General features: G+C 70.5%; 23 protein-coding genes. 16 read left to right on the top strand and 7 right to left on the bottom strand.

Translation table 11 applies throughout. The features are described 5' to 3' along the window. The first annotated feature begins 165 nt into the window (after positions 1-165). From OOK07_RS07985 to OOK07_RS07960, 6 genes are all read left to right on the top strand, one after another. A complete protein-coding gene (locus OOK07_RS07985; RefSeq protein ID WP_266795700.1) occupies positions 166-801 on the top strand; it encodes a TetR/AcrR family transcriptional regulator in 636 nt (211 codons plus the stop codon). A gap of 348 nt (positions 802-1,149) precedes the next feature. Then, complete coding sequence (locus OOK07_RS07980; protein WP_266795698.1) at positions 1,150-2,748, top strand: sensor histidine kinase; 1,599 nt, start codon at positions 1,150-1,152, stop codon at positions 2,746-2,748. Beyond that, positions 2,745-3,152: a roadblock/LC7 domain-containing protein gene (locus OOK07_RS07975; RefSeq protein ID WP_016434374.1), complete on the top strand. Its 408-nt coding sequence runs from the start codon at positions 2,745-2,747 to the stop codon at positions 3,150-3,152. The genes OOK07_RS07980 and OOK07_RS07975 overlap by 4 nt, the downstream gene beginning before the upstream one ends. Next, positions 3,149-3,544 carry a DUF742 domain-containing protein gene (locus tag OOK07_RS07970; RefSeq protein WP_266678251.1) on the top strand — a complete coding sequence of 132 codons (396 nt, stop codon included), beginning with the start codon at positions 3,149-3,151 and terminating at the stop codon, positions 3,542-3,544. Before OOK07_RS07975 ends, OOK07_RS07970 begins: the two co-directional genes overlap by 4 nt. Beyond that, positions 3,525-4,145: a GTP-binding protein gene (locus tag OOK07_RS07965; protein WP_266511086.1), complete on the top strand. Its 621-nt coding sequence runs from the start codon at positions 3,525-3,527 to the stop codon at positions 4,143-4,145. The genes OOK07_RS07970 and OOK07_RS07965 overlap by 20 nt, the downstream gene beginning before the upstream one ends. 75 nt (positions 4,146-4,220) lie before the next feature. Next, on the top strand, positions 4,221-5,705 hold the full coding sequence (locus OOK07_RS07960) for a cytochrome P450 (protein WP_266795696.1): 1,485 nt from the start codon (positions 4,221-4,223) through the stop codon (positions 5,703-5,705). Here the strand turns inward: OOK07_RS07960 and OOK07_RS07955 are convergent. Next, a complete protein-coding gene (locus OOK07_RS07955) occupies positions 5,699-6,649 on the bottom strand; it encodes an RluA family pseudouridine synthase (protein ID WP_266795695.1) in 951 nt (316 codons plus the stop codon). The two genes, OOK07_RS07960 and OOK07_RS07955, sit on opposite strands and share 7 nt — an antisense overlap. A 68-nt stretch (positions 6,650-6,717) precedes the next feature. Here OOK07_RS07955 and OOK07_RS07950 point away from each other — a divergent pair, with 68 nt between their 5' ends. After that, positions 6,718-7,299, top strand: a complete 582-nt coding sequence (locus tag OOK07_RS07950) for a GNAT family N-acetyltransferase (RefSeq protein WP_266795693.1) — start codon at positions 6,718-6,720, stop codon at positions 7,297-7,299. A 1-nt stretch (position 7,300) separates the two neighbouring features. Here OOK07_RS07950 and OOK07_RS07945 read toward each other — a convergent pair whose 3' ends face one another. Then, the gene (locus tag OOK07_RS07945) at positions 7,301-8,860 is read right to left on the bottom strand and encodes an amino acid permease (RefSeq protein WP_266795692.1); all 1,560 of its coding nucleotides are present in this window, start codon (positions 8,858-8,860) and stop codon (positions 7,301-7,303) included. 241 nt (positions 8,861-9,101) lie between these two features. Between OOK07_RS07945 and OOK07_RS07940 the strand changes: the two genes are divergently transcribed. The 3 genes from OOK07_RS07940 (at position 9,102) to OOK07_RS07930 (ending at position 11,686) form a co-directional block, all read left to right on the top strand. Beyond that, a complete protein-coding gene (locus OOK07_RS07940) occupies positions 9,102-9,722 on the top strand; it encodes a PadR family transcriptional regulator (protein ID WP_266795690.1) in 621 nt (206 codons plus the stop codon). Between the two features lie 171 nt (positions 9,723-9,893). Beyond that, positions 9,894-10,913, top strand: a complete 1,020-nt coding sequence (locus tag OOK07_RS07935; protein WP_266795688.1) for an efflux ABC transporter ATPase subunit, DrrA-related — start codon at positions 9,894-9,896, stop codon at positions 10,911-10,913. Then, on the top strand, positions 10,910-11,686 hold the full coding sequence (locus OOK07_RS07930) for an ABC transporter permease (protein ID WP_266795687.1): 777 nt from the start codon (positions 10,910-10,912) through the stop codon (positions 11,684-11,686). Before OOK07_RS07935 ends, OOK07_RS07930 begins: the two co-directional genes overlap by 4 nt. Positions 11,687-11,747: 61 nt before the next feature. On the opposite strand, the gene OOK07_RS07925 is transcribed toward OOK07_RS07930, so the two are convergent. Together OOK07_RS07925 and OOK07_RS07920 are read right to left on the bottom strand one after the other, a co-directional pair. Then, positions 11,748-12,596, bottom strand: a complete 849-nt coding sequence (locus OOK07_RS07925) for a siderophore-interacting protein (protein ID WP_266795686.1) — start codon at positions 12,594-12,596, stop codon at positions 11,748-11,750. Positions 12,597-12,702: 106 nt separating this feature from the next. Next, on the bottom strand, positions 12,703-13,632 hold the full coding sequence (locus tag OOK07_RS07920) for a 5'-3' exonuclease (protein ID WP_266801914.1): 930 nt from the start codon (positions 13,630-13,632) through the stop codon (positions 12,703-12,705). Positions 13,633-13,826: 194 nt separating this feature from the next. On the opposite strand from OOK07_RS07920, the gene OOK07_RS07915 reads away from it, so the two are divergent. From OOK07_RS07915 to OOK07_RS07900, 4 genes are all read left to right on the top strand, one after another. Next, positions 13,827-14,927, top strand: coding sequence for a quaternary amine ABC transporter ATP-binding protein (locus OOK07_RS07915; RefSeq protein WP_266678234.1), 1,101 nt, complete (start codon positions 13,827-13,829; stop codon positions 14,925-14,927). Further along, a complete protein-coding gene (locus tag OOK07_RS07910) occupies positions 14,920-17,529 on the top strand; it encodes an ABC transporter permease/substrate binding protein (RefSeq protein ID WP_266795684.1) in 2,610 nt (869 codons plus the stop codon). The genes OOK07_RS07915 and OOK07_RS07910 overlap by 8 nt, the downstream gene beginning before the upstream one ends. A 780-nt stretch (positions 17,530-18,309) precedes the next feature. Continuing rightward, positions 18,310-18,888: a helix-turn-helix domain-containing protein gene (locus OOK07_RS07905; RefSeq protein ID WP_266511049.1), complete on the top strand. Its 579-nt coding sequence runs from the start codon at positions 18,310-18,312 to the stop codon at positions 18,886-18,888. Continuing rightward, the gene (locus OOK07_RS07900; RefSeq protein WP_266678230.1) at positions 18,888-19,613 is read left to right on the top strand and encodes a helical backbone metal receptor; all 726 of its coding nucleotides are present in this window, start codon (positions 18,888-18,890) and stop codon (positions 19,611-19,613) included. Before OOK07_RS07905 ends, OOK07_RS07900 begins: the two co-directional genes overlap by 1 nt. On the opposite strand, the gene OOK07_RS07895 is transcribed toward OOK07_RS07900, so the two are convergent. After that, positions 19,525-20,697: a TDT family transporter gene (locus tag OOK07_RS07895; protein WP_266795681.1), complete on the bottom strand. Its 1,173-nt coding sequence runs from the start codon at positions 20,695-20,697 to the stop codon at positions 19,525-19,527. The two genes, OOK07_RS07900 and OOK07_RS07895, sit on opposite strands and share 89 nt — an antisense overlap. 70 nt (positions 20,698-20,767) lie before the next feature. Between OOK07_RS07895 and OOK07_RS07890 the strand changes: the two genes are divergently transcribed. Next, the gene (locus tag OOK07_RS07890; RefSeq protein WP_266795680.1) at positions 20,768-21,763 is read left to right on the top strand and encodes a LysR family transcriptional regulator; all 996 of its coding nucleotides are present in this window, start codon (positions 20,768-20,770) and stop codon (positions 21,761-21,763) included. Between the two features lie 96 nt (positions 21,764-21,859). On the opposite strand, the gene OOK07_RS07885 is transcribed toward OOK07_RS07890, so the two are convergent. Both OOK07_RS07885 and OOK07_RS07880 read right to left on the bottom strand, forming a co-directional pair. Then, entirely contained in the window at positions 21,860-22,546 is a 687-nt protein-coding gene (locus OOK07_RS07885; RefSeq protein ID WP_266795678.1) for a gamma-glutamyl-gamma-aminobutyrate hydrolase family protein, read from the bottom strand. Between the two features lie 66 nt (positions 22,547-22,612). Further along, the gene (locus OOK07_RS07880; RefSeq protein ID WP_266678222.1) at positions 22,613-23,347 is read right to left on the bottom strand and encodes a FadR/GntR family transcriptional regulator; all 735 of its coding nucleotides are present in this window, start codon (positions 23,345-23,347) and stop codon (positions 22,613-22,615) included. A gap of 85 nt (positions 23,348-23,432) precedes the next feature. Between OOK07_RS07880 and OOK07_RS07875 the strand changes: the two genes are divergently transcribed. Further along, on the top strand, positions 23,433-24,803 hold the full coding sequence (locus OOK07_RS07875; protein WP_266795676.1) for a glutamine synthetase family protein: 1,371 nt from the start codon (positions 23,433-23,435) through the stop codon (positions 24,801-24,803). Positions 24,804-24,808: the final 5 nt, after the last annotated feature.

Below are 24,808 nucleotides of genomic sequence, written 5' to 3'. Positions count from 1 at the left end.
CGACAGAAATTAGGAGGCGGACGGGTCGCGGGCGTTGCCCGTGTGTTGCCGCTCGGTTACCGAGCCCTCACGGAGGTCGCCCGGAGCCCTCGCGGGGGTCGCGTCGAGGTTGCCCGGCGGTCGACCGGTGATCGTTCCGGCCGGCCGTGTGCGAGGATCGAACGCATGGGAACGCCGGGTGGAGGAGTCGGCCGCCGGGTCGGCAGGCCGCGGGCCGCGCAGCGGCCGGACAGCGGTCTGCAGCCGCGCGAGGAACTGCTCGCGGCGGCCGCCGAGTTGTTCACCACCCATGGTTACGCGGCCACCACCACCCGTGCGGTCGCCGAGCGCGCCGGCATGCGGCAGGCCTCGATGTACCACTACGTCTCCGGCAAGGAGGAGCTGCTCGCCGAGCTCCTGGAGTCCACGGTCACGCCTTCGCTGACGTACGCCAGGAAGCTCCTCGCCGACGACGCGGCCCGGCCCGAGGACCGGCTGTGGCAGCTGTGCCGGACCGACGTGGAGCTGCTGTGCGGCGGCCCGTACAACCTCGGCGGGCTCTATCTGCTGCCCGAGGTGCGCGCCGAGCGGTTCGCCGGCTTCCATGCCGTGCGCGCCGAACTCAAGGACGCCTACCGGCAGTTGCTCGCCGCCACGGTCGCCGGGCGCGCGCTCGTCAAGACCGGGCTCGATCTCCGTACGGACCTGTTGTTCGGCTTGATCGAGGGCGTGATCCTGGTGCACCGCTCCGACCCCGAGCGCCCGGTGTCGGCCTTCGCGGAGGCCACGGCGGACGCGGCCCTGCGGATCGCGGGCATCTGACCGACCGGGGCTGAAGCCGGTCCCCGCTCGCCCCTTCGCCCGTCGCCCGCCCCTTCACCCGTCACGGTGAGTGGTTTTCGTATGCCCGTATGCCGTAACAGCCCGTGTTCGAACGGATCCGAGGCGTGTAAATGGAGCCGAGGGTACTCCCTGGACCCGCCCCGTTTCAGGTGCTTGCTGAATATGACACGGCGATGATCCGGTCGGACTAAGCTCGCCCGCAGCGCACCGAGTTGAGGTGTATTCGTGCGCTTGTTCCCAAAAAATACCGAAGATTCAGTGCAGTCCTATGCGTACCCCACTTGCAAGCTCCCCAGACACCCAGCCGATCTCTTTCAGAGGGCCTACATGGTGAGTGTTCAATCCCCTCCTCAGCCCCGTGAACTTCCTTACGCGCGCGTGCTGTTGCTGCCCGCCATACTGATGGCCGCGGCGACCGGAGCAGCGGTCGCCATGGTGGCCGTGCCGGCCCGGGCGGCCGTCGTCTGGTGCGGCGCCGTCGCCACGCTCCTGGTGATCGCCACGGCGGCCGAAGCGGTACGGCGAGGCCGCGCCCTGCGGACCCTGCGTGAGACGAGCGCCCGTCACAGTGCGTATCTGGAACAGCGCCTGGCCGGACATGAGCAGGAGTTGCACCGCCTGGGACACGAGATCACGCCGACCGCCATCTACTACCTGCGCGGCGGCAACTCCCCCACAGAGGTGATTCGCCAACTCGGCAACATCGACCCCTCCTACAGCGAACTGTCCGAAGCCCAGGTGGCGTTGCTCAAGCGGATGCTCGACATCGTCGACACCGAGGACGCCATGCGGGACTCCTCGCAGCGCTCCTTCGTCAGCATCGCCCGCCGCGTCCAGGCGATCGTGCACCAACAGGCCAACGAACTCCGCGAGATGGAGGAGGACCACGGCCGCAACCCCGAGGTCTTCGACGACCTGCTGCGCATCGACCACGGCACCGCGCTGATCGGCCGCCTCGCCGACTCGATCTCCGTGCTCGGCGGCGGCCGCCCGGGACGTCAGTGGCCGGCGCCCGTCCCGCTGTACAGCGTGCTGCGCGGCGCCATGTCCCGCATCCTCGAATACCGGCGCATCTCGCTGGACTCGATCGCCAAGGTCAACATCGGTGGCACCTCCGTCGAGCCGGTCATCCACGCCTGCGCCGAACTCCTCGACAACGCCACGCGCTACTCGCCCCCGCAGACCAAGGTCCATGTCACCGCGACCGAGGTGCAGACCGGCATCGCCATCGAGATCGAGGACGCCGGCGTCAGCCTCAGCGAGGAGGCCCGCGCCAAGACCGAGAACATGCTGGAGCGCGCCAAGGCCGGCGTCGACCTCCAGGACCTCGGCGAGTCCCCGCGCCTCGGCCTCGCCGTCGTCGGCCGCCTGTGCAAGACGTACGACATGCAGATCTCGCTGCGTTCCTCGGCGTACGGCGGTGTCCGCGCCGTCCTGGTCGTGCCGCGCGTGATGATGACGAACGACCCGGCGCCCGGCCTCGCCCACGGCGTCGGCGCCACCGCGGCGCCCAAGCTCGACCTCGGCGACATCGAAGGTCCCAAGCGTGCCCCGAAGCGGCGTCGCCCCACCAGCCCGCGCATCCCGGCCGGCGTGTCCATGGAGGACGAGGTCCCCGAGGTCACCGAGTGGACCGCCGGCGGGCTGCCGCAGCGGCGCAGCCGCGTCAAGATCCCGCTCAGCCAGCGGCTCGCCGAACAGGCCGCCGCCGAACGGGCCGAGCGGGAGGCCCGTGCGACCCGGCCCGCCTGGGCGACGCCGGTGCCCGACCCGGAGCCCGAGCCGGAGACGAAGGAGCCCGAACCGGGGCTCTGGGTCGAGGCGTTCTGGGAGGGACTCAAGGGCGACGCGGACCCGACCGCATTCAGCCAGTCGACCACCGAGCCGGCCCGTATCGAGGCCGACGACGAGAGGGACCACAAGTGATCCAGCAGCGAGCCAACTTCGACTGGATGCTCAAGGATCTCGCCGACGGAGTACCGGGCATCGAGATGATCGTGGTGCTCTCCGCCGACGGCCTGCGCATCGCTCGCTACGGGGGCGATCCGGACGCCGCCGACCGTGTCGCCGCGGCCTGCGCGGGGCTGCAGAGCCTCGCGGGCGCCGTCGCCCACGAGATCCCGGGCAGCGACGGCCGGATGAAGCTGGTCATCATCGAGATCAACGGCGGCTACTTCTATCTGATGGCCGCAGGAGCCAACGCCTACCTCGCGGTGCTCTCCGACGTGGTCGCCGAACCCGGACTGATGAGCAACCGCATGCGCGATCTCGTCGTACGCATCGGGGCCCATCTCACCAGCCCGCCCCGGCGCAACGGGCAGACCGTATGACTCCTCCGCAACGCCGGCGGCGACATCCCAAGGAAGAAGCGCCACCGCTCCCGCAACCCGCCAAAGAGGGCAAGGCCCCGGAGCGGCTCTATGTCGTCGCCGGGCCCGACGGGGAGCGCGCCGACATCGACCTCGTCACGTTAATCGTGGCGCGTGCCGACCCTCCGCCCTCGGCCACCCCGGAGCAGACGGCGATGCTCCGGCTCTGCACGGCACCCCTGTCGGTGGCCGAACTCTCGGCCTATCTGAGCCTGCCGTTCAGCGTGGTGACCGTGCTGCTCACCGACATGCTGACGGCAGAACTGGTACAGGCGCGCGCCCCGATCGTCCGTCAGGCGCTCCCCGACCGTTCCCTCCTCGAAGCGGTGATGCATGGACTTCAAAGGCTCTGACACCATCCCCGGACCACGTTCGGAAGATCATCTGCCGCACTCGGCGCAGGCCGCGGTGAAGATCGTGATCGTGGGCGGCTTCGGAGTCGGCAAGACGACGATGGTCGGTTCGGTCAGCGAGATCAGGCCGCTGACCACCGAGGAGACCATGACGCAGGCAGGCGTCGGCGTCGACGACAACTACGGCTCCGACACCAAGACGGCCACCACCGTCGCCATGGACTTCGGCCGCATCAGCATCACCGAACAGCTGGTGCTCTACCTCTTCGGCACCCCCGGCCAGGAACGCTTCTGGTTCCTGTGGAACGGGCTGTTCGAGGGCGCGCTCGGGGCCGTCGTACTGATCGACACCCGTCGGCTCGAAGTCAGCTTCGACGTCATAGGGCGGCTGGAGGAGCGCGGCGTGCCCTTCGTGGTCGCCGTCAACTCCTTCCCGGACGGGCCCCGTTATCCCATCGACGACCTCCGCAGCGCGCTCGACCTGGCGGACGAGATCCCGATCATCGAGTGCGACGCGCGCCGCCGGGCCTCCAGCCGGGACGTCCTGATGACCCTGATGCGCTTCCTGCACTCGCTCGCCCTGACCGGCGCACTCACCTGAGGCCCGCAGCAGCCGCACCCGACACCCGCATCCGTCCAACTCCCCAGACACCGGATCCACTTCGGAGCAACCACCGTGACGCCTGAACACCAATCTCTGACCGGCATGGACCCCACGCTCGGCCCGCCGCCCGGCTGCCCCGCCCACGGCCGTGGCCCCGGCGGGCTGCACCGGCTCTACGGTCCGGAGGCGGAGGACCTGGCCTCCCTGTACGAGCAACTCCGCGAGGAGCACGGCCCGGTGGCACCCGTGCTGCTCCACGACGACGTGCCCATGTGGGTCGTGCTCGGCCACACCGAGAACCTGCACATGGTGCGCTCGCCCTCGCAGTTCTGCCGGGACAGCCGTATCTGGAACCCGCTGGGCGAGGGCCTGGTCAAGCCCGACCACCCGCTGATGCCGCACATCGCCTGGCAGCCGATCTGCTCCCACGCCGAGGGCGACGAACACCTGCGCCTGCGGGCCGCGGTCACCGGCGCCATGTCGACCATCGACCACCGCGGCGTCCGCCGTCACATCAACCGCCACACCCAGCGCCTCGTCAACCGCTTCTGCAAGGAGGGGTCGGCCGACCTGGTCGGACAGTTCGCCGAGCACCTGCCGATGGGTGTGATGTGCGAGATCCTCGGCATGCCCGACGAGTACAACGACCGGCTCGTGCAGGCGGCCCGTGACGCGCTCAAGGGCACCGAGACCGCGATCGCCAGCCACACCTACGTGATGGACGCGCTGAGCCGGCTCACCGCCAAGCGGCGCGCCCGGCCCGAGGAGGACTTCACCAGCCACCTCATCACCCACCCCGCGGGACTGACCGACGACGAGGTCCGCGAGCACCTGCGCCTCGTGCTCTTCGCCGCCTACGAGGCCACGGTCAACCTCCTGTCCAACGTGCTGCGCATGATCCTCACCGACCCGCGCTTCAGGGCCCAGCTCAACGGCGGACAGATGACGGTGCCGGAAGCGGTCGAGCAGTCCCTGTGGGACGAACCGCCGTTCAGCTCGGTCTTCGCCTACTTCGCCAAGCAGGACACGGAGTTGGGCGGCCAGCACGTCCGCAGGGGCGACGGGCTGCTGCTCGGGATCGCGCCGGGCAACGTCGACCCGCGGGTCCGTCCCGACCTCGCCGCCAACATGCAGGGCAACCGCTCGCACCTCGCCTTCGGCGGCGGTCCGCACGAGTGCCCCGGTCAGGAGATCGGCCGTGCCATCGCCGACACCGGTGTCGACGCTCTGCTCATGCGGCTGCCCGACGTCCAACTCGACTGCCATGAGGACGAGTTGGAGTGGCGGCAGTCGATCTCCTCACGGCATCTGGTGGAGCTTCCGGTCCGCTTCGAGCCGAAGCCGGAGCAGGACGTGAAGTCCAAGCCGGGCCACGCCCCCGTCCCGCCGCAGCGCGGCAACTGGCAGGTCGGCTCCCTGCAGCCCGAGCCGGCCGCTGCCGCCGCCCCGGCGCCCCAGCCGGCCGCACCGCCCCAGCACCCGGTCCCGGCGCCCGAGGAACCGGCCCGCCCCAAGGGCGCCTGGCGCCGCTTCCTGGTCTGGTGGCGCGGTTACTGACCGGCCCAGTCGTCGTAGGAGGACCAGGCCAGCAGCGCTCGAGTGCTCAGGAAACGGTGCTCCACCCCCGTGATCGGATCGGTGAACTCCAGTGCCCGCGCCAGCAGTTGGAGCGGACGCCGGAAGTCGCCGGCCGGCACGGGTTCGGCCACCACGGGGTAGAGCGGATCGCCGAGAATCGGTGTGCCGAGCGCGTTCATGTGGACCCGGAGCTGGTGGGTCTGCCCGGTACTGGGCACCAGCCGATAGCGCCCCAGGGCGTCGCCGCGGTGTTCGACCAGCTCGATGCGGCTGACGGCGTTCGGCTCGCCCGCCACCTCGTAGGCGGCGAGCACGCCACGCTCCTTCACGATGCGGCTGCGCACGGTCCGGGGCAGGGCGAGCCCGGGATCGTACGGGGCGATCGCCTCGTACTCCTTGCTCACCCGCCGGTCGCGGAAGAGCGACTGGTACGCGCCGCGCTCCTCGGGCCGCACCGTGAACAGCACGAGCCCGGCGGTGAGCCGGTCCAGCCGGTGTGCGGCGCCCAGTGCGGGCAGGCCCAGCTCCCGTCGCAGACGCGCGAGCGCGGTCTCGGTGACATGGCTGCCGCGCGGGGTGGTGGCCAGGAAGTGCGGCTTGTCGACGACGACGATGTGCTCGTCGCGATACACCACCTCCAGTGGGAACGGCACCGGCATCTCGGCGGGCAGCTCGCGGTGGAACCACACGAACATGCCGGGTTGGTAGGCGGCGTCCGGCGCGACGGCCCGCCCGTCGGCGCCGACGATCTCCCCCGCGTCGAGCATCCCGTCGACGACACCCGCGCCCGCCCCGCTGAGCCGCTCGACGAGGTGCTCGCGAACGGTGGCCCACGGTCCCTCGACGGGCAGCCGCACGCGCACGGGGTCCACCCCCTGCCGTTGTGGCAGCGGCGCGGGCGGGATCCGTGGCTTGCGACTCATCACGATGAAGCCTACGGCGCCCGGAAAAGCCGTTGGACCGGCCGCCGCCCACCGGCAGGATGCCGGTCATGCCCTACGTCACCAGCCCCGTCCTGCCCGCTCAAACCCTCTCCCGCACCCCGCAGCCCCGGCTCCCCACCGGCGACGGGCTGCTTCTGCGTCCCTGGCGGGCCGAGGACGCGCCCGCCGTCCACGAGGCTTTCCAGGACCCGCTCATGCACCAGTGGCACATCCGGCGCAGCGACTCCGAGGCGGAGGCCGCCGGCTGGATCGAGGAGTGGCAGAAGGCGTGGGAGGGCGAGCGGACCGCGCAGTGGGCCGTCACCGACGCGGACAGCGACCGGTTGCTGGGGCGGGTGGCGCTGCGCGAGATCGCGCTCGGGGACGGCGTGGCCGAGGTCGCGTACTGGACCACGGCGGCGGCCCGCGGCCAGGGCGCTGCCGCCCGCGCGACGACCGCCCTGTCCCGCTGGGCCCTCGACGAGATCGGCTTCCACCGCCTGGAACTGATGCACGCCACCGCCAACCACGCCTCCTGCCGGGTCGCCGCCAAGACGGGCTTCGCCCTGGAGGGCACCAAGCGCAGCGCCCTCCTCCACCCGGACGGCTGGCACGACATGCACCTGCACGCGCGCGTACAGGGCGACTGACCTACGCCGCGGCCTGGGTGACAGGCGTCTCCGGTACGGCACTTCGGGCGGCGGTCCGCTTTCGGTACGCCCGGTAGGCGCCGCCGGCCAGCAGCGTGACGGCGAGGAACAGCACCGTGAACCACTGGAAGTACCAGTGCCCGCCCGTCGGGTCGTACACCGCCGCACGTGGCCAGGCCAGGTTGACGGTCATGAGGAGGCCGTAGAGGAGGGCGAGGGCGTTGACGGGGATGCCCCAGCGGCCGAGGGAGAAGAGCTTCGCGCCCTTCTCGTCGGTGCCGCCGGCGGCGAACTCGCCGCGCAGGCGCCGGATCAGGAGGGGGCCGGTCACCATCGCGTAGGCCAGGTACAGCATCACGATGCACGTGGTGCCGATGGCCAGGAAGGCGTCCGGCGAGGCGAAGTTGAGCAGCAGGAGGGCCGCCGCGAGGACGCCGACGACCAGAGCGGGAGCGCTGGGCATGCCGGTGCGCTGGTTGACGTGCGCCAGGCGCCCTGAGAACGGGAGCCCGCCGTCGCGGGCCATGGAGAACAGCATCCGGGAGGCCGCGGTCTGGATCGCGAGGGTCGCCACCGCGATCGCCACCACCACGTCGGCCAGAAGCGCCCTGCCGACCCCGTCACCCAGGCTGCTGGTCAGGACGTAGCTGAGGCCGTCGACGCCGAGGTGGCCGTCGGTCAGGCTGGGCGCGGCGAGCACTCCGCCGAGGATGACCAGGCCGCCGAGCAGGCCGGCGGCGCCGAGCGCGGTGAGGATCGTGCGGGGCGCCGTCCGGCGCGGATCGCGCGTCTCCTCGCTCATCTCGCCCGCGCTGTCGAAGCCGATCATCACGTACGCCGCCGTGAACGAGCCGACGAGCAGCGCCCCCAGCAGGCCGGAACCCGCCGCCCCTTCGGTGTGGAAGGTGATGCCGGGAGAGCGCTTGGAGTGGGTGAGCAGAAGGACGACGATCAGGACCGCGCCGATGATCTCCGCGGTGACGCCGACGCGGTTGATCACCGACAGCACCCGGTTGTCCATGATGTTCACCAGCGTGGTGAGCACCAGCAGGATCACGCCCAGGACCGCTGCGTTCGCCGCGCCGTCCGCCGAGGTCGGCGCGGAGTCGGTGCCCACCAGCTGGAAGCCGGACCAGATGGCGGGCAGCACCATCTGCAGTGCCAGCGCCGCCGCCGCGACCACCACGATCTGTCCGATCACCATGATCCAGCCGGCGAACCAGCCGAAGGTGAGGTTCGAAAGGCGCGAGGACCACTGGTAGATCGCGCCCGAGATCGGATAGCGGGCGGCCAGTTCCGCGAAGCACGCGGCCACCAGCAGTTGCCCGACCAGCACCGCCGGCCAGGCCCAGAAGAAGACGGGGCCGCCGAACGCGTACCCGAAGGCGAAGAACTGGAAGACGGTCGTCAGGACCGAGATGAAGGAGAACCCGGCCGCGAAGGAGGCGTACCGGCCCAGGCTGCGGTGCAGTTCCTGGCGGTAGCCGAACTCGGCGAGGGAGTGGTCGTCGGGGGAGTGGGGCGGATCGGGGCGTATGTCGGAGGGGGCTGTTGTCGTCACGGCGGCACCTGCCTTCGGCGCGGGAGCGGAGTATGGGGCGGAGTTCCTGTCGGGCGACAGAAATTAGGGGCGGGCTGTTTCGTGCGCGTCACGTCGGCGTATCCGCGACGGGCCCAAGTCCTCACGCCCTTGCCTCCTCCGCTTAATCGCGATACATCGCGTGTATTGACGCCCTGAAGGCAGTCGCGATATGTTCGTGCACGGATATTCGGTAGCGAGGTGCGAGAGTGAGGTGCCGGCCATGGCGATGAAGCGCCGCAAGCTCGGCAACCCCCTGGCGCTCGCCGTGCTGGTGACCCTCTGGGAAAAGCCGATGCATCCGTACGAGATCGCCCAGACGCTGCGCCGTCGGGGCAAGGACACCAGCACGAAGATCAACTACGGCTCGCTCTACACGGTCGTCCAGAGCCTCGAAAAGCATGGATTCGTCGAGGTCACCGACGTGGAGCGGCAGGGCAACCGGCCTGAGCGCACGGTGTACGGGCTCACCGGGGCCGGCCGCGAGGAGATGACCGAGTGGTTGTCAGACCTCGTCGCCGCCCCGGCCAAGGAGTACCCGATCTTCGAGACCGCCCTCTCCCTGGTGGGCGCACTGCCCCCCGACGAGGTGGTGCGGCTGCTGGAGGAGCGGCTGAACTCCCTGGAGGTGCAGGCGGCGAGCGGACGTGGAGCGCTGGAGAAGCTCTGCGAAACGCTGCCGAGGCTCTTCCTGATCGAGACCGAGTACCAGTTGCACATGATCGAGGCGCAGGCGGAATGGGTCCGTGGCCTCCTGGAGGAGATCAGGAAGGGCTCACTGCCCGGCGTCGAGGGGTGGCGGAGGTTCCACGAGACCGGGGAGCTGCCACCCGAGTTCAGATAGACGAAAAAGACCCCGGCCGGGCTGTTGCAGCAGCCCTGCCAGGGTCTCGAACCCCGAGCTGAATCCGCCGTGAGGCAGTCCAGGCGATCGAGGTGCGGCACACCCAGGATAGCCCGGCACTCCTTGCACGGACGGATCAGCTGTCATCCGCTCATCAGGAGAGCAGCCATCATGAGTGCCACCCGTGCGCCCGCAGTGGAGGCGCGCCAGCTGATCAAGACCTACTCCGGTGATGTCACCGCCCTGTGCGGCATGGACGTCACCGTCGAACCCGGCACCGTCTTCGGGCTCCTCGGGCCCAACGGCGCCGGCAAGTCCACCACCGTCAAGATCCTCACCACCCTGGCCCGCCCCGACTCGGGCTCGGCGACCGTCGCCGGACACGACGTGCTGCGCCACCCCGCCCGGGTGCGCCGCGCGATCGGCGTGGTCGCCCAGAGCTCCGGCGCCGACCCGGTCGCCACGGGCCGCGAGAACCTCCAACTGCAGGGCAGGCTCTACGGGTTGAAGGGCGCCGCGCTCAACAGCCGGGTGACCGAGCTGCTCGACCGCTTCAGCCTGGCAGAGGCCGCGGGCCGGCAGGTGAAGGGTTACTCCGGCGGGATGCGGCGCCGCCTCGACGTCGCCCTCGGTCTGGTGCACCGGCCCGAGGTGCTCTTCCTCGACGAACCCACCACCGGACTGGACCCCGAGGCGCGCACCGCGATGTGGGACGAGATCGACCGGCTGGCCGGGGAGGAGGGGCTGACGATCCTGCTCACCACCCACTACCTCGAAGAGGCCGACCGGCTCGCCGAGGGCATCGCCATCGTCGACCGCGGCCGGGTGGTCGTACAGGGCACACCGGACGCGCTCAAGGGTGAACTCCGCGGCGACGCCGTCCACCTGGAGCTGCGGGAGGCGGTCGGCGAGGCCGGCCGTACCCTGCTCATGGGCGCCCTCGGCGCCCTGCCCGGCGTGCATGAGGTGCTGGTCGACGGGCGCCGCGTCAGCGTCCGCGCCGACGACGGAGCAGCCGCGGTACCCGCGCTGCTCGGGGCGCTGGAGCGGGCCGGGGTCGCGGTGGCCGCCGCGACCGTGGCCCGGCCCTCCCTCGACGACGTCTACCTCCGCTATGCGGGCCGCCGTTACTCCGAGGCCGACACCGAAGCCACCGCCGATGACCTCGTCCTCGCCGGAGGTGCGCGATGAGCACGGCCGTCTCCCAGACCTGGTACATGACGCAGCGTCAACTCATGGTGTTCACGCGGCAGCCCGCCTACGCGATCATCACCCTGATCCAGCCGGTGATCTGGCTGTTCCTGTTCGGCAACCTCTTCAAGAAGGTCGTGGAACTGGGCGGCTTCGGGACGACCACGTACCTCGACTACCTGGTCCCCGGCGTCGTCGTGATGAGTGCGCTCAGCTCCAACATGTGGGCCGGCATGGGCACGTTGGAGGAGATCCAGCGGGGCACGCTCAACCGCTTCCTGACCACCCCGGTCAGCCGGGCCGCACTGATGAACGGCAACGTCGTCAACAACGGCCTGATCACCGCCTTCCAGTCGGTCGTCATCGTGCTGCTCGCGCTGGCGGGCGGCGCCGACTATCCGGGCGGCGTCGGCGGCATCGCGATCCTGGTCCTCGCCGCCGTGCTGCTCGGCACGGTCTTCGGGGCGCTGTCCAACGCGCTGGGCATGCTGGTGCAGGAGCGGGAGTCGATCATCGGCATCAACACCTTCCTGCTGCTGCCGTTGACCTTCCTGTCCTCCGCCTTCATGGCGCCGTCCCAGATGCCTTCCTGGATGCGGCACATCGCGGACTTCAACCCGCTCAACTGGGCGATGGTCGCGGGCCGTTCGGCACTGTCCGAGCACCCCCACTGGGGTGACGTGCTCAGCCGCGGCGGGGCGCTGGTCGTGCTGGCGGTGGCGGCGGTGTGGCTGTCGATCCGGACGTTCAGGTCGTACCAGCGGTCGGTGTGAGCCAAGCATGAAGCGGCGGCGCCTCCATGAGGTGCCGCCGCTTCGGGTGTCGGCGGGTGTCTCAGGCGGCGGGGGCGGCGCCCTCCTGCTCCGTCTCGATCCGTGCGTTCCAGTCGCGCTTGGAGGCCTGCCAGCCGTCCTCGTCGTGGCCGAGCCGCCAGTAGCCGGAGATCGACAGGTCCTCGCGCCGGATCTGCCTCTCGACGCGCAGCAGTTGGCGCAGCTCCTTCACGCAGTGCGCCTCGCCGTGCACGAACGCGTGCGGGCGGCCCTGGGGGAACTGCAGCGTCCGTACGGCCTCGCACAGCATCTCGCCCACGGGCCGGTCCCCGCGGTGCAGCCAGACGACCTCCACGTCGGAGTCGACCTTCTGCTCCTCCTCGGGCCCGTGGACCTCTACGAAGGCGTGCGCCGTGACGCCCTCGGGCAGCGCCTCCAGGGAGCGGGCGATCGCGGGCAGGGCGCTCTCGTCGCCGACGAGCAGATGCCAGTCGGCGCTCACGTCGGGGGCGTAGGCCCCGCCGGGGCCAGTGAAGCGCACGGTCTCGCCCGGCTGGACACGCTTCGCCCACGGCCCGGCCAGCCCCTCGTCGCCGTGGATCACGAAGTCCAGCGTCAGCTCACGGGACTGGGGGTCGAAGGCCCGCACGGTGTACGTCCGCGTCACCGGCCACTGCTCGCGCGGGAGTTCCTCGCGGATTCGCTCCACGTCGAAGGGCTCCGGATAGGTCACGCCGTCGGCCGGGGGGAACAGCAGCTTCACGTAGTGGTCGGTGCAGGTGTCGGCCGTGAAGCCCGCCAGTCCCTCGCCGCCGAGGACCACGCGCTGCATGTGCGGGGTCAGCCGCTCTGTGCGGACGACCTGCGCGGAATAGGGCTTCCGCGGTCTCCGAGCCGGACGTTCTGCCATGACGGCCTCCCATACTTCCATGCTTAGGCTTACCTAAGTTAGCACCTCGCTCTGAGGGAACGCCCTACAGACAGCCGTTTCCGCGAAACATTGTCCACGCGCCGGTTCACGTGCCGAGGGTGGTGAGCAGCCGCTGCAGCGACCCGCCCAGCCCCCAGCGAACCGCCAGCTCCTCCACTGCCGCCGGGTCGCGCGGGGTGTGCGGCAGGTTCGTGTCGACGTCCGGCAGCGGAACGTCGTCGGCGACCTTGATCACCTTCGGCGCCACCGCGACATACGGCCGCGACTCGTCGAGCCGCCTCCGCTGCGACGGCGTGAGCTTGGCCTTCGGGTCCTCGACCGCGGCCATGATCCCGGCCACGTCCCCGAACTCGGCCAGCAGCTTCGAGGCCGTCTTCTCGCCGATGCCGGGCACGCCCGGCAGTCCGTCGCTCGGGTCGCCGCGCAGCAGCGCCAGATCCGCGTACCCCCTGCCGTCGACCCCGTACTTCTCGCGCAGCCACGCCTCGTCGGTGAGCTGCAGGGTGCCGACGCCCTTGAGCGGGTACAGCACGCGCACCCCCCGCTGGTCGTCCACCAGCTGGTACAGGTCGCGGTCGCCGGTGACGATGTCGACCGGGCCCTTCGCCCGGGCGGTGAACGTGCCGATCACGTCGTCCGCCTCGTACTCCGCGACGCCCACGCGCGCGATGCCGAGCGCGTCGAGGACCGCCTCGATGACGGGCACCTGCGGGGAGAGCGTGTCCGGCATCTCCTCCTCGTCCGGCCCCGCCTCGCGCTCCTCGGCGACACGGTGCGCCTTGTAGGAGGGGATGAGGTCGACCCGCCACTGGGGACGCCAGTCGGCGTCCATGCACGCCACCAGGTGGTCGGGGCGGTGGTCCTTGACGAGGCGGTCGATGAATTCGAGGAGCCCGCGCACGGCGTTCACCGGAGTGCCGTCCGGGGCCTTCACGGAGTCCGGCACGCCGAAGTAGGCGCGGAAGTAGAGCGAGGCGGTGTCGAGGAGCATCAGTCGTCCGGTCACGCCTCGCATCATGCCGTACGGCACTGACAGTCACCGTGCGACCGCCGCCGCATGGCACTTGTAAGCGGCTTGTGAACTGGACCACTGGCGCGTTTGGTCTGAACCGCTCGGGGCAGGCGCCGCCCCGGAGCGACGGCGATTGCATCTTCAACTGGTTACTGCCTGTCGTCTCCCTTCCCCGCCGCCGAGACGAGAAGGTACGCGTGTCATCCAGGCTTGAGGCCGAACATCTCTACAAGGTGTTCGGCAGACGACCAGACGACGCAGTCGAGCGGCTCCACCAGGGAGCCGACCGGGAGGAGCTGCGCGCAGACGGCAGCACCGCCGCAGTGATCGACGCCTCCTTCACGGTGGAACCCGGCGAGATCTTCGTCGTCATGGGCCTGTCCGGTTCCGGCAAGTCCACACTGCTGCGCATGCTCAACGGACTGCTGGAGCCGACCGCCGGGCACGTCCGCTTCGACGGCGACGACCTGACCGCGCTCGGCGACCGCGAGCTGCGAGCGGTCCGCGCGAAGAAGATCAGCATGGTCTTCCAGCACTTCGCGCTGTTTCCACACCGCAGCGTTCTGGAGAACGCCGCCTACGGCCTGGCCGTGCAGGGCGTGCCCCGCGCCGAGCGCGAGCAGCGCGCCGGCGAGGCGCTGGCCCTGTGCGGTCTGGCCGGGTGGGAGAAGTCCTGGCCGGACGAGCTCTCCGGCGGTATGCAGCAGCGCGTCGGCCTCGCCCGCGCCCTCGCCACCGACGCCGACCTGCTTCTGATGGACGAGTCGTTCAGTGCGCTGGACCCGCTGATCCGCCGCGACATGCAGGACCAGCTGCTCCAGCTGCAGCAGACGCTGAAGAAGACGATCGTCTTCATCACCCACGACCTCAACGAGGCCATGCGCCTGGGCGACCGCATCGCCGTCATGCGCGACGGCCGTATCGTCCAGATCGGCAGCGCCGAGGACATCCTGATGCGCCCGGCCAACGACTACGTGGCCTCCTTCATCCAGGACGTCGACCGCTCCCGGGTCCTGACCGCGTCCGCCGTCATGGACACGGACGTACGGGGTGACGAGGCCGACTGCGGCTGCGAGAGCGACTGCGAGACGGCGACGCCCGACACGCCGTTCACCGAACTCTGCGCGATGAGTGCCAGGTCGACGCACCCGGTGGCCGTACTGGACGGCGAACGCACACTCGTCGGAGTGGTCCAGCAGCAGCGCCTGGTCGGCTTCCTCGGCGACGAGCGGCGCGCACCCGCGCCGGGTGACTCTCCCCGCGACCAGGGCGACGAGAAGGTGATCGCCGATGCCTAGGATTCCGTTCGGCGACTGGGTCAACAGCACGGTCGACTGGCTGCTCGACCACATGGCCTGGCTGTTCGACCTGCTCAAGACCGTCTTCGAGGGCTGCTACGACGGTATCGACGCCATCCTCGAGGCCCCGCACCCCCTGCTGCTCGCGGGCATCTTCGCCATGATCGCGTTCTGGCTGCGCGGCCTGGTCGCCGGTGTGCTGACCTTGGTCGGATTCGCGTTCGTCGACTCCCTGGAGCTGTGGGACCACGCGATGATGACGTTGTCACTGGTCCTCGTTGCGACGATCATCGCCCTGGTCATCTCGGTGCCGGTCGGTGTCTGGGCGGCCCGTTCGGACCGGGTCAGCGCTCTGGTACGGCCGGTCCTGGACTTCATGCAGACGCTCCCCGCGATGATCTACCTCATCCCGGCCATTCTCTTCTTCGGCTCGGGAGCTCCCGCCGGCATCGTCGCGACCCTAATCTTCGCCCTGGCTCCCGGGGTCCGCATGACGGAGTTGGGCATCCGCCAGGTCGACACGGAACTGGTCGAGGCCGCCGACGCGTTCGGCACCACGCCGCGCGACACCCTGCTGCGCATCCAGCTTCCGCTCGCGCTCCCCACGATCATGGCCGGCGTCAACCAGGTCATCATGCTGGGCCTGTCCATGGCGGCCATCGCGGGCATGGTCGGTGCCGACGGACTGGGCGCCGACGTGAACGAGGCTCTCGGCCAGCTCAATGTCGGCCTCGGCTCCGAGGCCGGCGTCTCCATCGTGATCCTGGCGATCTACCTGGACCGCATGACCAGCGCCCTGGGCACCCAAGCGTCCCCGACGGGCCGCCGTGCTCTCGCCAAGCTGCGTGCCGCCCACGGTGTGACACTCTGGAACTTCCGCCCGCGTCCGGCGGTCGCGGTCATCGGAGTCGTCGTTCTCGCACTGGTCGCAGGCGGAATGGGTATCTTCGGCGGCTCGAACAGCGAGACCACCGTCTCGGATGCGAGGAACGTCGGCCGGGGCAGTAAGATCACCATCGGCTACATCCCCTGGGACGAGGGCGTCGCCTCCACCTTCCTGTGGAGGGAGATCCTCGAGCAGCGCGGCTTCGACGTCGAGACCAAGCAACTCGAAGCGGGCCCGCTCTACACCTCGCTCGCCTCGGGCCAGCTCGACTTCCAGACGGACGCATGGCTGCCGACCACACACGCCGAGTACTGGAAGAAGTACGGCAGCAAGCTCGACGACCTCGGTTCCTGGTACGGCCGGACGTCCCTGGAGCTGACCGTGCCGTCGTACATGAAGGACGTCAACTCCCTCGCGGACCTCAAGGGCAAGGCTTCCGAGTTCGGCGGCAAGATCACCGGCATCGAGCCCAGCGCCGGCATGATGAGCCTGCTGAAGAGCAAGGTTCTCAAGGAGTACGGCATCGACGGGCAGTACAAGGTCGTCGACAGCTCCACGCCCGCCATGCTGGCCCAGCTGAAGCGCGCGTACTCCAAGAAGCAGCCGATCGTCGTGACGCTCTGGTCGCCACACTGGGCCTATAGCGACTACGACCTGAAGAAGCTGAAGGACCCCAGGGGCGCCTGGGGCACGGGCGACGGCGTGCATACGCTCGCCCGCAAGGGCTTCGCAGCGGAGAACCCCATCGTCGCCAAGTGGCTGAAGAACTTCAAGCTGACCGAGAAGCAGCTCACCAGCCTCGAGGCCGAGATCAACAAGGTGGGCAAGGGCAAGCAGCAGGACGCCGTGCGCCTCTGGCTGAAGGACAACCCGGGGCTCGTCAACAAGCTGGCCCCGGTCCACACCACCACTGCCCCGGCCGAGGCCAAGCGCCCCGTGAACGTGGCCTGGTTCCCCTGGGACGAGGACATCGCCGTCAGCTACCTCTGGAAGAACGTCCTGGAGCGGCGCGGCTACAAGCTCAACCTCAAGCAGATGGACGTCGGCCCGGTCTACACCGGCCTCGCCTCCGGTGACCTCGACGTCAACTTCGACGCGTGGCTGCCGTACGCGCAGAAGAACTACTGGGACAAGAGCAAGGACAGACTCAAGGACCTGGGCACCTGGTATCAGCCCACCTCGCTGGAGGTCGCCGTGCCCTCCTACGTGAAGGGCGTCAAGTCCCTGGAGGACCTGAAGGGCAAGGCGAGCACCTTCGACGGGAAGATCATCGGCATCGAGCCGGGCACCGGTGAGATGAACCTCCTCAAGACGAAGGTCCTGCCCGGCTACGGCCTGGACAAGGAGTACAAGGTCGTCGACGGCTCCACGCCGGCGATGCTGGCCGAGCTCAAGCGGGCGTACGCCAAGAAGGAGCCCGTCGCCGTCGTCCTGTGGTCGCCGCACTGGGCATACAGCCAGTACGGCCTCACCAAGCTGAAGGACGACAAGAAGCTCTTCGGCGAAGGAAACACGATCCGCACCATCACCAACGAGAAGTTCCCGGAGCAGTACCCGCAGCTCACCAAGTGGATCAAGGGCTTCCATATGAGTGAGGGCGAGCTCGGCAGTCTGGAGGCCGAGATCAACAAGCGGGGTCAGGGCCACGAGGAGGAGGCCGTCGGCGCCTGGCTGAAGGAGCACCCGGACATGGCGGCCCGGATGACACCTCAGTAGAAGCCTCCGAGAAGCACGCGCGTGGGCGGTCCGTTTCGCGACGGGCCGCCCACACGCGCGTGAAGGGCGTACGAAAAGGATCCGGCCAATCACATAGAGCTACGCCCCCGCCCAAGCCTCACCGCCCTCGCGAGCGGACTTGCCGACCGCACATGCGGCCCGCGGCGCACTCCGACTCGCCGCCCCGAAGATCACGCCGACGTGGGGCGACGACCCGGCCCGGCCGGCGCCACCGGGCCGACCGCGACTTTGGCCGCCAACCGGGCGCCGTACGAGCGGAGTTCATGACCCGGCGGGCAACGCCTGATCACAGGCCTGATCGCGGCGGGCGGGCACGGGGAGCGGGCGGGAACGCAGGGGAACACAGGGGACCGCAGGCGCATTGAAAGTAAGAGCGGGAAGTCGCGCGGAGCGAGGAACGGCGATGCCGCGGGGCCCGTGGCAGCGGGTGCCCGCACGCCTGCGATTCCCGCACCGGGCGGGGCGGCCGGCCACCGGTACGCGTGCCCGGGGGGCCGCGCCCCCGCAGGCCCCGTCGTGGCTGCGGACGGCCTTTTGGTCCTCCTGGTCAGCGTCTTCGTCCCGAAGGAGGAATCCGCGCCCCGCGAGTCGGAAGAGGCCAACCACTCGCGACAGTTGGCGAATTGACCGCACGCGGTGTTTACGGGGATGTGACGGGCGCATGAAACAGTTTGCCGAACCTGCGTAAGGTGCAGAGAACTCATCAGAGAGAACTCGTCCGACGGACCGCGACCACGAGCGAGGGAGGGAGCCGGAGCGATGGGCGACCACAAAGACGACCACAAGGATCAGCCCCTGCGAGTGGGCGCGGCGGTGCGCCGCCGGCGCCGGGCGCTGCAGCTCACCCTCGCCGTCGTGGCCGAGCGCAGCGGCCTGTCGGTCCCGTTCCTGAGCCAGATCGAGAACGACCGGGCGCGGCCCAGCAGAACGTCCCTCGAAAAGGTCGCCGACGCCCTGCGTACGACAGCCGTGGAACTCCTCGCGGCGGCCGACCCGGCGTGCAGTGTGGACGTGGTGCGGGCGGAGGCGGCCGAACCGGCCCCCGAGCCGCGGGTGCGTTCCCTGGTGCGGGGTCATCACCAGATGCACGCCTCGGAGTTCACCGGCGACCATGACGCGGGCCGCGAATTCCAGTACCGCAACGACCAGTTGATGTACGTCGCCGACGGAGCGGTGGAGATCGAGGCGGAAGGGCGCGCCTACCGGCTCGGCCGCGGGGACACCCTGTACCTGACGGGCGGTGTGCGCCACCGGTGGCGGGCGACGGTGTCGGACACGCGCGTGGTCGTCGTCGCGGTGGCCGAACACGTCGAGGCGGTCCAGAACCGGACGCGGTAGTGCGCACGCGCGTCGTCTCCCTCGTCCCGTCGCTCACGGAAGCGGTGGCCGTCTCGGTGCCGGGCGTCCTGGTCGGGGTGACGGACTGGTGCAGCCACCCCGCGGACCTCGACGTCCCCCGCATCGGCGGCACCAAGAACCCCAAGCTCGACGAGATCCTCGCCCTCGCTCCCGATCTGGTGGTCGCCAACGAGGAGGAGAACCGCGAACCCGACCTGACGGCCCTGCGTGAGGCGGGCGTCGAGGTCCTCGTCACCGAGGTACGGAACGTGCCGCAGGCGTTCGGGGAACTGGCCCGGGTGCTCGGGGCGTGCGGGGCGGCGTCCCGGCCGCGCTGGCTGGACGAGGCGGAGACGGCCTGGTCGGACCTGCCGCCCCCCGAGCGCCGTACGACGGCCGTGGTGCCGATCTGGCGGCGGCCCTGGATGGTGCTCGGCCGCGACACCTTCGCCGGCGACGTGCTGTCCCGCCTGGGCGTGGACCACCTCCACGCGACCCACCCCGACCGCTACCCCCGGGTCCCGGTCGACGCACTGCGGGCGGCTGCCCCGGACGTGGTCGTCCTGCCCGACGAGCCCTACCGCTTCACGGCCGACGACGGCCCGGAGGCCTTCTCGGGCCTGCCCTGCGCTCTCGTCAGCGGACGTCACCTGACCTGGTACGGGCCGTCGCTGGCCGAGGCGCCGCAAGAGCTGGGCGAGGCGCTGCGAGCAGCGCTCCGCTGAGCAGACCGCGGGCCGTGTGCAGGGCGGCGGCGCCCCAGGCGGCGACGAGCAGGACGTACAGCCCGACCGTGAGCCAGTCGTACACGACGAGCCCGGTGTGCCGGGCGAGCGCCTCGGCACCCGTGACACACGTCCCGACGGGGAAGGTGAACGCCCACCACGTCATCGCGAAGCCCATGCCGTGCCGGCGCGCCCGCAGCACGTGGGCGGTGGCGAACACCAGCCACAGCAGCGCGAAGCCCATGACGGGCACGCCGTACAGCACGGCGAGGACGACGAATCCCTCGCTGTACGGCGCCGGTACGACACCGGGGGCGAAGTCCGCGAACTTGCCGACCGCGGTGGTGGACTGGCCGAGCGGGCCGAGCACCAGGAACAGCGTCGGGGTCAGGGCGAGGGGCAGCGGCCCGCCCGTGATCAGCCGGGCGAAGACCACGGGCAGCATCAGCAGAGTCGCGAGGAGGCTGAGCCCGAACATCGCGAAGCAGGCCAGCAGAAGGGTCGCTCGGGGCTGCCCCGGCGGCAGGTGCGGCACGAGGAGCGGCCCGAGCGCCGCGGAGACCATGGGCGCCACGACGGGCAGCAGCCACACGGGCGTGGCCTGCTCCGGTGCGACCCTGTGCCGTACGGCCATGAGGTACGGCACCGCGACGGCGGCCGCGAGCCCCACCAGCGTCCCGGCGGTGAACAGCACGGCGTCGAGAACGAGCGCGCTGTGCGGCCCGATCCAGTCCCGGCCGACGCCGACGGCGCCGCCGCCGACGGCGAGCAGGGCCATGGACAGACACCCGTAGAACGGAGCCGTGGCCGGGTCGAGGAGGTGGGCGCGGGCCTGGTCGCGATGGTGCGTCCAGTGCACGGCGCGGGCGGCGAGCAGCACGACGAGCAGGCCGAGGGAGAGCGCCCAGGCGGCCGTGCAGACGGTGCGCAGGCCGGGGACGTGCAGGGGGAGTGCCGCGCCTGCGGTGCCGACGATGGCGGTGCCCATGACGGACGCGTACCAGTTGGGTCCGAGGTGACGGACGGCGGCGGCGCGCGGAACGCGTGCGGTGACACGCGCAAGGGGCTGGGCTGCGGTGACCATGCCTTCACGGTCTCGCCGCCGGACCTCCGCGACCAGGGAGTACGTCTCTATGAGGGCATAAGCTGGAGTTATGAGCGAGGCAGAGTCGAAGGCGGAGACGGAGGCAATCGGCCAGGGCACCCCCCGGCCCGGGCCCGGTGCCGGTCCTGGTGCCGGTACCGGTCACGGCGGTGGGGGTCCGCTGGCGCATCGGGTGCCGGATCTCGGGGCGCTGGAGCTGCTCCTTGCGGTGGCGCGGCTCGGCAGTCTGGGCGGGGCGGCGCGGGAGGTGGGCATCACCCAGCCGGCGGCCAGCAGCCGGATCCGGTCGATGGAGCGCCAGTTGGGGGTGGCGCTCGTCGACCGTTCACCGCGTGGCTCCCGTCTCACGGACGCCGGGGCGCTGGTCACGGACTGGGCGCGGCGGATCGTGGAGGCGGCCGAGGCCTTCGACGCCGGGGCGCAGGCACTGCGGGACCGGCGCGACTCCCGGCTGCGGGTGGCGGCGAGCATGACGATCGCCGAGTACCTGCTCCCCGGCTGGCTGCTCGCGCTGCGCGCCCAGCGCCCCGACACGGCGGTGTCCCTGCTCGCGGGCAACTCGGCGGTGGTGGCGGAGCGGCTGCTGTCCGGCGAGGCGGACCTGGGCTTCGTGGAGGGCGTGAGCGTCGCGCCCGGTCTGGACTCCGCGGTCATCGCCCACGACCGCCTGATCGTGGTGACGGCCCCGGGGCATCCGTGGGCCCGCCGCCGACGTCCACTGGAGGCCTCGGAACTCGCGGCGACACCGCTGATCCTTCGCGAGAAGGGTTCGGGAACCCGGCAGGTCCTGGACGCGGCGCTGGGCGGCCTGGCGCGCCCCCTGATCGAGCTGTCGTCGACGACGGCGGTGAAGGCGGCGGTGGTCAGTGGGGCGGGTCCGGCGGTCCTGAGCGAACTGGCGGTGGGGGAGGAGCTGGCGATGCGGCGACTGGTGCGGGTGCCGGTGGAGGGGGTGGCCCTGGCCCGGGACCTGCGAGCCGTGTGGCCGACGGGGCATCGGCCGGTGGGGCCGGCACGGGAGCTGTTGTCGTTGACGCGGGGGTAGGACGTCTTTCAGCTCGTCCGGCGGTTGCCTGCCCGGCTGGGAAGCGGCTTGCACCAGTGCGCCCCGCTGGGAAGCGGCTCGTACCTGTGCGCCCCGCTAGGAAGCGGCTCGCACCAGTGCCTGCATGACGCGCAGGTCCTCGCCCATCTCCGGATGCCACTGCACCCCGAGCACCCAGCTCTCCGCGGACGGCAGTTCCAGCGCCTCCACCGTCCCGTCCTGCGCGTATGCCGTCGCGACCAGGCCCGTGCCGAGGCGGTCGACGGCCTGGTGATGGTAAGCGGGCACCGCCGTCTCCTCGGGGACGGCCTCGGCGTACAGCGTCCCCGGCACCGGCTTTACGGGGTGCCGGCCGAAGACGCCGACGACCTCGGCGTGGCCGTCGAGGTGCTGGACGAGGGTGCCGCCGAGGGCGACGTTCAGGAGCTGCATGCCCCGGCAGATGCCCAGCAGGGGGACGCGCGCGTCCAGCGCCGCCTCGATCAGTGCCAGCTCCCAGGCGTCCCGGGCACGGGCCGCAGGGCCGGTCCTGGGGTGCGGCTCGGCGCCGTAGCGGCCCGGCTCCACGTCCGGACCGCCCGCGATCACCAGCCCGTCGAGCCGGGCGACGGTCGCCGCCGCCCGCTCCGGGTCGTCCGGCGGCAGCATCGCGGCCAGTCCGCCCGCCCGCTGCACGAGCCGCGGATAGCCGGCCGGCAGCAGCGCCGCCTCCAGCTCCCACACGCCCCAGCGCGCGCCGGACTCCAGGTACGTACTGACACCGATCAGCGGCCTGTCCGTCATACGTCCTCCTGCCCGAGGCAATGGATCCCGCCCATACCTTTGCCGACGTGACCCCCCAGGGCAAGGTCACGCCAAAAACCCCCTGAGCAGTGCGGCGGTCCCGGCGCAGTGCTCCCGCATCATCTCCCGCGCTCCGTCCGCGTCCCCGTCCAGGACCGCCTCCACCAGGGCGACGTGCTGCCGCTGCGAGTGCTCCAGGTTGCGCACCAGGAGGGGGATGCAGTCGAGCAGGTCGTTCACCGTCGCCCGCACCGCCGCGTACTGCGCGGTCAGCGTCGGCGATCCGCACAGTTCCGCGAGGGTGAGGTGGAGCAGCGTGTCCAGTCGGCGGTACTCGGCGAGCGGAGCGTCGCCCGTGCGGTCCAGCGCCTCGCGCAGCCGGTCCGCCTGCTCGTCCGTGAGGCCGTGCGCCGCGCACAGGCCCGCCGCGCCCACCTCCAGCACCTCACGGAAGCGCAGCACGTCCTCGATGTCGCCCTCGGCGACCCGGCGCCGCAGCTCGTCCTCGCCCCCCGCGTCCGGCCTCGGCAGCACGAACGTCCCTCCGTACCGCCCGCGCCGCGACTCCACCAGACCCTGGTCCTGCAGCACCTTGAGCACCTCGCGCAGCGTCACCCGGCTGATCCCGAGCCGCTCGGCCAGCTCCCGCTCGGCCGGCAGCCGTTCGCCCCCCGGCACCAGGCCCAGCCGGACGACCTGCAGGATCTGCTCCAGCGCCTCCTCGAAGCCGTTGCCCGCCCGTACCGGCCGCAGCACAGGTGTCAGCCGGTCCTCCAAACTGCCGTCAGGATCCAGCGACATCCCGCCGCACCCCCTTCCCAAGCAATGGTTCTCGGCAATACCTTATGGCTTCCGGCTGACCAAAGAAGCCGAAGGAGGCTTTCCCGTGGCAGACCGCACACCCCCGCTCGGCGTCGAGGAGCTGCATGCCCTCGTCGCGAGCGGTGAGATCGACACTGTCGTCCTGGCATTCCCCGACATGCAAGGGCGCCTCCAGGGCAAGCGGTTCGCCGCACGCTTCTTCCTCGACGAGGTCCTGCACCACGGCACCGAGGGCTGCAACTACCTCCTCGCCGTCGACACCGAGATGAACACGGTCGACGGATACGCCATGTCCTCCTGGGACCGGGGCTACGGCGACTTCGCCATGCACCCCGACCTCAGCACCCTGCGCCGCGTGCCCTGGAACGCGGGTACGGCCATGCTCATCGCTGACCTCGCCTGGAACGACGGATCACCCGTGGTCGCCGCCCCGCGGCAGATCCTGCGCCGCCAGCTGGACCGCCTCGCCGAGCACGGCTTCACCGCCCAGGTCGGCACCGAGCTGGAGTTCATCGTCTTCAAGGACACCTACGAGCAGGCCTGGGACGCCGATTACCGCGGGCTCACGCCGGCGAACCAGTACAACATCGACTACTCGGTGCTCGGCACCGGGCGGATCGAGCCCCTGCTCCGCCGTATCCGCAACGACATGGCGCGCGCGGGTCTGACCGTCGAGTCGGCCAAGGGCGAGTGCAACCCCGGCCAGCACGAGATCGTCTTCCGCTACGACGACGCCCTGGTCACCTGCGACCAGCACGCGATCTACAAGACCGGCACCAAGGAGATCGCCGCCCAGGAGGGCGTGTCCATCACCTTCATGGCCAAGTACAACGAGCGCGAGGGCAACTCCTGCCACATCCACCTCTCCCTCGCGGACGCGGCCGGCAACAACGCCATGGCGGGATCCTCCGACGACCCCGGCGGCATGTCGGACGTCATGCGGTACTTCCTCGCCGGACAGCTCGCCGCCCTGCGGGACTTCTCACTGCTCTACGCCCCCAACATCAACTCCTACAAGCGGTTCCAGCCGGGCTCCTTCGCCCCGACCGCCGTCGCCTGGGGCCACGACAACCGCACCTGCGCCCTGCGGGTCGTCGGCCACGGCCGCTCCATGCGCTTCGAGAACCGGCTGCCCGGCGGCGACGTCAACCCGCACCTGGCGGTGGCCGGGCTGGTGGCGGCGGGCCTGTACGGCATCGAGCAGAAGCTGGAGCTGCCCGAGGCCTGTGCGGGGAACGCGTACACGGCCGAGTACGAGCACGTCCCGACGACCCTGCGTGAGGCCGCCGAGCTCTGGGAGAACAGCCCGATCGCCAAGGCCGCCTTCGGCGACGAGGTCGTCGCGCACTACAGCAACATGGCGCGCGTCGAGCTCGACGCCTTCGACGCCGCGGTCACCGACTGGGAGCTGCGCCGCTCCTTCGAACGCATGTGAGGCCC

The organism is Streptomyces sp. NBC_00078, from assembly GCF_026343335.1.
Classification (GTDB): Bacteria; Actinomycetota; Actinomycetes; order Streptomycetales; family Streptomycetaceae; genus Streptomyces.
The sequence above is the reverse complement of the archived record's forward strand: the minus strand, read 5'-3'. Positions and strand labels throughout refer to the sequence as shown.

Coding starts and splice junctions, on each gene's coding strand:
- OOK07_RS07955 (WP_266795695.1), bottom strand. CDS start 6,649: ATGAGTCGCAAGCCACGGATCCCGCCCGCGCCGCTGCCACAACGGCAG.
- OOK07_RS07890 (WP_266795680.1), top strand. CDS start 20,768: ATGAGCGAGGCAGAGTCGAAGGCGGAGACGGAGGCAATCGGCCAGGGC.
- OOK07_RS07965 (WP_266511086.1), top strand. CDS start 3,525: ATGGACTTCAAAGGCTCTGACACCATCCCCGGACCACGTTCGGAAGAT.
- OOK07_RS07895 (WP_266795681.1), bottom strand. CDS start 20,697: ATGGTCACCGCAGCCCAGCCCCTTGCGCGTGTCACCGCACGCGTTCCG.
- OOK07_RS07910 (WP_266795684.1), top strand. CDS start 14,920: ATGCCTAGGATTCCGTTCGGCGACTGGGTCAACAGCACGGTCGACTGG.
- OOK07_RS07950 (WP_266795693.1), top strand. CDS start 6,718: ATGCCCTACGTCACCAGCCCCGTCCTGCCCGCTCAAACCCTCTCCCGC.
- OOK07_RS07935 (WP_266795688.1), top strand. CDS start 9,894: ATGAGTGCCACCCGTGCGCCCGCAGTGGAGGCGCGCCAGCTGATCAAG.
- OOK07_RS07980 (WP_266795698.1), top strand. CDS start 1,150: ATGGTGAGTGTTCAATCCCCTCCTCAGCCCCGTGAACTTCCTTACGCG.
- OOK07_RS07885 (WP_266795678.1), bottom strand. CDS start 22,546: ATGACGGACAGGCCGCTGATCGGTGTCAGTACGTACCTGGAGTCCGGC.
- OOK07_RS07920 (WP_266801914.1), bottom strand. CDS start 13,632: ATGCGAGGCGTGACCGGACGACTGATGCTCCTCGACACCGCCTCGCTC.
- OOK07_RS07905 (WP_266511049.1), top strand. CDS start 18,310: ATGGGCGACCACAAAGACGACCACAAGGATCAGCCCCTGCGAGTGGGC.
- OOK07_RS07940 (WP_266795690.1), top strand. CDS start 9,102: ATGGCGATGAAGCGCCGCAAGCTCGGCAACCCCCTGGCGCTCGCCGTG.
- OOK07_RS07880 (WP_266678222.1), bottom strand. CDS start 23,347: ATGTCGCTGGATCCTGACGGCAGTTTGGAGGACCGGCTGACACCTGTG.
- OOK07_RS07970 (WP_266678251.1), top strand. CDS start 3,149: ATGACTCCTCCGCAACGCCGGCGGCGACATCCCAAGGAAGAAGCGCCA.
- OOK07_RS07930 (WP_266795687.1), top strand. CDS start 10,910: ATGAGCACGGCCGTCTCCCAGACCTGGTACATGACGCAGCGTCAACTC.
- OOK07_RS07985 (WP_266795700.1), top strand. CDS start 166: ATGGGAACGCCGGGTGGAGGAGTCGGCCGCCGGGTCGGCAGGCCGCGG.
- OOK07_RS07925 (WP_266795686.1), bottom strand. CDS start 12,596: ATGGCAGAACGTCCGGCTCGGAGACCGCGGAAGCCCTATTCCGCGCAG.